This is a genomic window from Halomonas sp. 3D7M, from assembly GCF_014897885.1.
Taxonomy (GTDB): Bacteria; Pseudomonadota; Gammaproteobacteria; order Pseudomonadales; family Halomonadaceae; genus Vreelandella.
Genome location: NZ_JABUZF010000239.1, coordinates 17,134 through 22,237, shown reverse-complemented (window position 1 = coordinate 22,237; position 5,104 = coordinate 17,134). Strand labels below are relative to the sequence as shown.

Annotated in this window: 5 protein-coding genes; 2 read left to right on the top strand and 3 right to left on the bottom strand. The window is 55.1% G+C overall.

Annotated features, from left to right (window positions below):
- Nucleotides 1–242 precede the first annotated feature (242 nt).
- Nucleotides 243–983, top strand: a complete 741-nt coding sequence (locus tag INT22_RS13850; RefSeq protein WP_089038962.1) for a metal ABC transporter ATP-binding protein — start codon at nucleotides 243–245, stop codon at nucleotides 981–983.
- Nucleotides 973–1,776 (top strand): metal ABC transporter permease, encoded by an 804-nt coding sequence (locus tag INT22_RS13845; protein WP_193060928.1) that lies wholly within the window; start codon nucleotides 973–975, stop codon nucleotides 1,774–1,776. The genes INT22_RS13850 and INT22_RS13845 overlap by 11 nt, the downstream gene beginning before the upstream one ends.
- Nucleotides 1,777–1,783: 7 nt before the next feature.
- Here INT22_RS13845 and INT22_RS13840 read toward each other — a convergent pair whose 3' ends face one another.
- From INT22_RS13840 to INT22_RS13830, 3 genes are all read right to left on the bottom strand, one after another.
- A complete protein-coding gene (locus INT22_RS13840) occupies nucleotides 1,784–2,872 on the bottom strand; it encodes a DUF1513 domain-containing protein (protein WP_193060927.1) in 1,089 nt (362 codons plus the stop codon).
- A 3-nt stretch (nucleotides 2,873–2,875) separates the two neighbouring features.
- The gene (locus tag INT22_RS13835) at nucleotides 2,876–3,907 is read right to left on the bottom strand and encodes an imelysin family protein (protein WP_193060926.1); all 1,032 of its coding nucleotides are present in this window, start codon (nucleotides 3,905–3,907) and stop codon (nucleotides 2,876–2,878) included.
- A gap of 49 nt (nucleotides 3,908–3,956) precedes the next feature.
- Nucleotides 3,957–5,104 (bottom strand): di-heme oxidoreductase family protein (locus tag INT22_RS13830; protein WP_226912736.1); only part of this gene is annotated, 1,148 nt, incomplete at its 5' end.

The window sequence follows — 5,104 nt, the reverse complement described above, 5'->3', positions numbered from 1 at the left end:
CCGCCACACGGGGAACATCTGCTAGGGCTGACAAGGGAAAGCTCGCTAATAGCGGCAGGGTGTAACGTGAAATTCTGTACTTCATGTTTTTCTCCAAATTATCAAAACCATAATTCCCCCACTCTCATACGACCTATCTAGAAAGCGCTTATAGCCGCAGAAGCATTAGCCCTTATTTTTTCAATATGATATAACATAACAAATTGAATCAGAATAGCAATTAACCGAGAGGCTGCAAGCTGATGTCTCAATTCACACCCGGTAATGCCCCTCTCCTGCGCGCCAAACAAATCAATGTTCTGATCAGTGGCCAGCATATTTTGAGAGATATTAATCTGACATTGCACCGTGAAGAGATTGTCACGCTGATTGGCCCAAATGGCTCAGGAAAATCAACGTTAGTTAAAACATTAGTTGGGGCCATTAAGCCAACATCAGGTTACGTCGCCATCGATGAGAATTTGTCTATCGGTTATGTGCCCCAGCGACTCCATTTAGACCCAACGCTACCGATGACGGTCTCACGCTTCCTTAACCTTCCTCACCGCCATGCCCGCCGCGATGTGCAGCAAACATTAGCAAACGCTGGGGTCGAGGCATTGGAAAATTCCGCCATGAGCCACTTATCAGGCGGCCAACTCCAACGGGTACTGCTGGCCCGCGCGCTTATCACAAAACCAGACATCTTAATTCTCGACGAGGCAACACAAGGGTTGGACTATCGTGGCATCGCGGACTTTTATAAAAAAATTGAAGAGGTTCGTCAGCACTACCGCTGTGCCGTATTGATGGTCAGCCATGACCTTCATGTCGTCATGCGCACCGCCGACCATGTGCTGTGCTTAAACGGCCACATCTGTTGCGAGGGCAAACCAGAACGTGTTGCGTCTTCCCCAGACTATCAAGCGTTATTCGGTGAACAGACAGCACAAATGCTGGCTTTTTATCGTCATCACCATGAGGAGGCAGCCCATGTTGGATGACTTCATGTGGCGCGCTACTCTGGCCGGCATATTCGTTGCCCTTGCCGCGGCACCGCTTGGCTGCTTTGTGGTTTGGCGACGTATGGCTTACTTCGGCGATGCGACATCTCACGCCGCCATCCTTGGTGTTGCACTGGCTTTAATGTTTAACCTCTCTATTTTTGCAGGCGTATTAACCGTTGCCCTCACCATGGCCGCTTGCGTAACGCTACTCAGCGGGCGCGGTTATGCCATGGATACGCTACTCGGTGTCATGGCTCACTCAGCCTTGGCGATCGGCCTGGTCGCCGTTTCATTTATTTCGGGAGTCCGGATTGACCTGACGGCATATTTATTCGGCGATATCCTGGCCGTTGGCCAGGATGACCTGTGGATCATCGGTGGCGGCGCATTACTGATATTGGCGTTACTCTTCTGGCGTTGGTCGGCACTTCTGACTGCCACACTGAGCGATGAACTTGCCTACGCCAATGGCATTCAGCCCCGCCGCGAGCAATTGGTCTTAACGCTCTCTCTTGCCATGGTCGTGGCTGTGGCACTCAAGGTGGTCGGTGCATTGCTAATTGCAGCCTTACTGATTATTCCTGCTGCAACGGCAAGGCCTTTCTCCAGAACGCCTGAAATTATGGCACTAGTAGCTATGTGTATTGCGACATTGGCGGTTACGTTGGGGCTCAGGGCCGCTTACTATTTTGATACCCCCACGGGGCCGACAATTGTTACCTTGGCCGCTGGCTTTTTCGCGCTTTCGACTCTAGGGATAAATGCTTTTCGCTATTTAGGCCAACGTTAGGTATCTGTCAGGTCAAATGGTTATCCCAGCGGAATTCCTGGCTGGCGAGCAACTCGGGCACTGCCGTGTCAGGGGTTACACGGTAGAGTCCGCCCTGGCCGGAGGAGACCAGAAAGCCGCCGCTCCCATCACAGCGGGCACCGGCAGCGTCGGGTAGCTCCAGGTTAGCGTTCAAGCGGCCCTGTTCAGCATCTAGCAGCAGCACCCGATTGCCGCGAGGAGCGGTCACCAGAACAGTTGCTGAAACACGGCTAAACGCGACGCTAGCGGTGTAGTGCCGAAGGCTGGTGGTGACCTCATCGGGCAGCGCCAGCTCAGAGAAGCCTCCGGCAGCATCCAGACGACAAATCAGCGGATAGGACTCCCACTCAGGGCCTTCAAATTGGTATCCGGCGATCACCGTGCCGTCCGCTGCCACGTCTAGATGACGGCAGCTAAGCTGGTGGTGCGAAGGAGCATGGCGGGCTACTACTTCGCCGCTGTGGCGATTCATAAGCATCAGCGCCGGGGCCATAGTGTCCAGATTGAGCTTAACCCGACCGTAGTCAGGGTGAGTCTGGATTCCCCCCAAACCAATCACCAGAGTATCACCATCCGGCATCAGCCGAAGCTCATGGGGCCCGATACCATCCAGCGACATATCGCGCACATGAGCGTAGTCGTTGGCAGCATCGTAAACGCGCACCAGCCCGGCGCTGTCCGCCAAACGATTGGCGGTGACATACAGATAGCGCCCGTTCAGGTCGAAAACCCCATGTCCATAGAAATGGTAACCTTCTCCCGCTGAAATGGTGTGAGCTAAGCGCCGATTAGCCCCATCGATCACATGCATTCGAGTGCCGGGGCGGCGGGCAAAAAGTACTGCCTGGTGGGAGCTAGGACGTAGACAGCCCCCGTGACAGCGCTCGGGCACTTCAATCATAAAGCGGCTTTTACCATCCAGTGCCACTCCAGCGATGTAGTGCTTTCCATCAAGATCATCAACCGCGCTAAACAGCCAGTCAGCATTTTCGCGCCCCGGCACCGCCCAGCTCAGTGGTGTTAATGCCATTAAGACGCTTCCTAGCCCAGCTTTCAGCACCTGCCGTCGCTGCATCGCTCAATCTCCATCGCTAGAATTAAAGCCACGCACGAGGCCAAGCTCGGCCGCAATTTCGGTTCCCAGCAGATAGTTCAACTGACCAATATTGAGATAAAGCGACTGCAGGTCACGAAAGGCTTGATCGTCCAGTGACGTTGTCAGCCCCGAAGGCAGATCACTCGCCTTGGCTAACGTCTTGTCCAATTGATCACGAAATGTCTCGGCGAGTGGCACTGCATCGGCTTCGCGCAGCAACGTCGAGAGCCCTGGAAGAAACCCTGTGCGCAGCCCTTCAAGCGTACTTTCCACCAAACGAATGGAGTTACCGCTACGCCAAGCTTCCGCTAAATAGCGATTAGCAGGCGTCCCTTGTAGCCCCATTGGCTCACCAAGACGTTTCTGCTCTAGGGTTTCGATTGCTTGAATGGCGTTAGCCAGTGTGGTTTCGGTGTAACGCGGGGTATCACGATAGTGCATACCAAAGGCCTGCCAGTCGCGCTCCAGTGCGCTACTCGTGTCTACGAGATGAGTAGAGATAGCCTGCAACAAGCCGCACATAGCCGGTTCACCAAGTGGCCGGTCACTCATAGCATCGTCATATAGCAAGTACTCAATAGCCGGAAATCCCTGAATCGCGACGCTATCGCTAGCAATATCTTCGGCCGTTGGCGTGGTGTCCGCTCTCAACCATCCTTCTACCTTGCTACCTACAAGGTTTTTGCGGTCTGGCCAGAACTGAAGTTGCCAGCCACGGCTATTCTGCTCAATGGGCCCAAACTGGACAAAGCGCACCGCCTGCCAAGCTTGATAAGCCCCCAGCCAGTCGCTTTCAAGCCGCTGCTTGAGCGATTCATCGGGCGCTTGGCAAAAGCGCGTTGCACTAGCCTCCAGGCGCTCAGAGGCATGACTGAGTTCGGCATACTGCTGCGCTATCGCGCCATGCCAGATATCACGTGGTGTATTGGTGTCCGTATCAGCGGAACCCAGTGCAGAAAAGGGAGCCGCTAAAAACGCAACGGCTACCCCCAAACGACGAAGAGAAGAAATCACATTAACTCCTTACCAATAGCCGACAGCCGTAACAGAAGCGTTGTAAAGCTCATAAAGATTCAAGAAAGCGAATAAGTTCCGCGCGCTGGTCAGCGGGTAGATGTCGATAGGCTTGGGTGGCCGCCTCTGCTTCGCCACCATGCCAGAGAATCGCCTCTTCGAGCGTACGGGCACGGCCATCGTGGAGAAAGCCAGCCCGAGGATTCACCGTTTGTGTCAGGCCAATACCCCACAACGGAGGGGTGCGCCATTCGCGCCCATCCGCTTGAAACTCACTACGATGATCGGCCAAGGCTTCGCCCATATCGTGGAGCAGTAGATCGCTATAAGGCCATATTTCTTGATTCGCCAACGCCGCTCGGGGAGCATCCGAGGCGGTACGATGGCGGGGGGTATGGCAGCTTGCGCAGCCCAGTGCGTTAAATGTCTCGGCCCCCTGTATCACCTCAGGATCATCCATGTTGCGGCGCATCGGCACCGCCAGGCTAGAGGCATAGAAGGTGATGAAGTCTGCAATTTCATCGCTGACTTCAGGCGTTCCACCATCAGGAAAGGCATCGCACCCCTGACTCTCCATACAATCCGTTTGCGGCACTAAGCGAGACGTTAGCCCCATATCGCCGGCGAAGGCGTGCATGCTCTGCTGCTCAATGCTGGGCTCACCCGCTTTCCAACCAAAACGCCCCATCACCGTGGTGCCACTGCGCACATCCCAGACTTGGTTATAGCGCCCGGAAATGCCATCGCCATCGGCATCGTTGGGGTCGGCAGCCGCCATCAGGTCTGCTTCAGGAATCGCCTCCAGCAGGCCCAGGCCAATCATTGGTGGCGCCAACCGCGGCGACGTCAGCAACGTGTTCGGTAACTCACCGTAGGCAGGTTCGGCAATTGAGTAAAGCGGCTCCTGCAAGGTAACGCTATGGCCGTCGGCAAAGCCCACTTCCCGCGGACGGTACTCAATGATCAGTTTGCCCTCCGGCTGCACGCCAGGAATCGCAGAGGTTTGTAGCTGCAAACCGTAGTTGGGTACCGGGAGCGCGCCCCGTTGCTCCAAAATTTCCGGCTCCGACTGATTGGAAGGCAGCGAAAGACGCAGAAACAACGCGATGGGGGTTTCATCTCCCATCGGTGGGTGGCCTCGCCCATCCTTGAGATGGCAACCTTGACAACTATTGGTATTAAACAACGGGCCCAGGC

Bases quoted from the DNA above. Each gene is read 5' to 3' on its own strand.
- INT22_RS13845 (WP_193060928.1), top strand. From the start codon at position 973: ATGTTGGATGACTTCATGTGGCGCGCTACTCTGGCCGGCATATTCGTT.
- INT22_RS13840 (WP_193060927.1), bottom strand. From the start codon at position 2,872: ATGCAGCGACGGCAGGTGCTGAAAGCTGGGCTAGGAAGCGTCTTAATG.
- INT22_RS13850 (WP_089038962.1), top strand. From the start codon at position 243: ATGTCTCAATTCACACCCGGTAATGCCCCTCTCCTGCGCGCCAAACAA.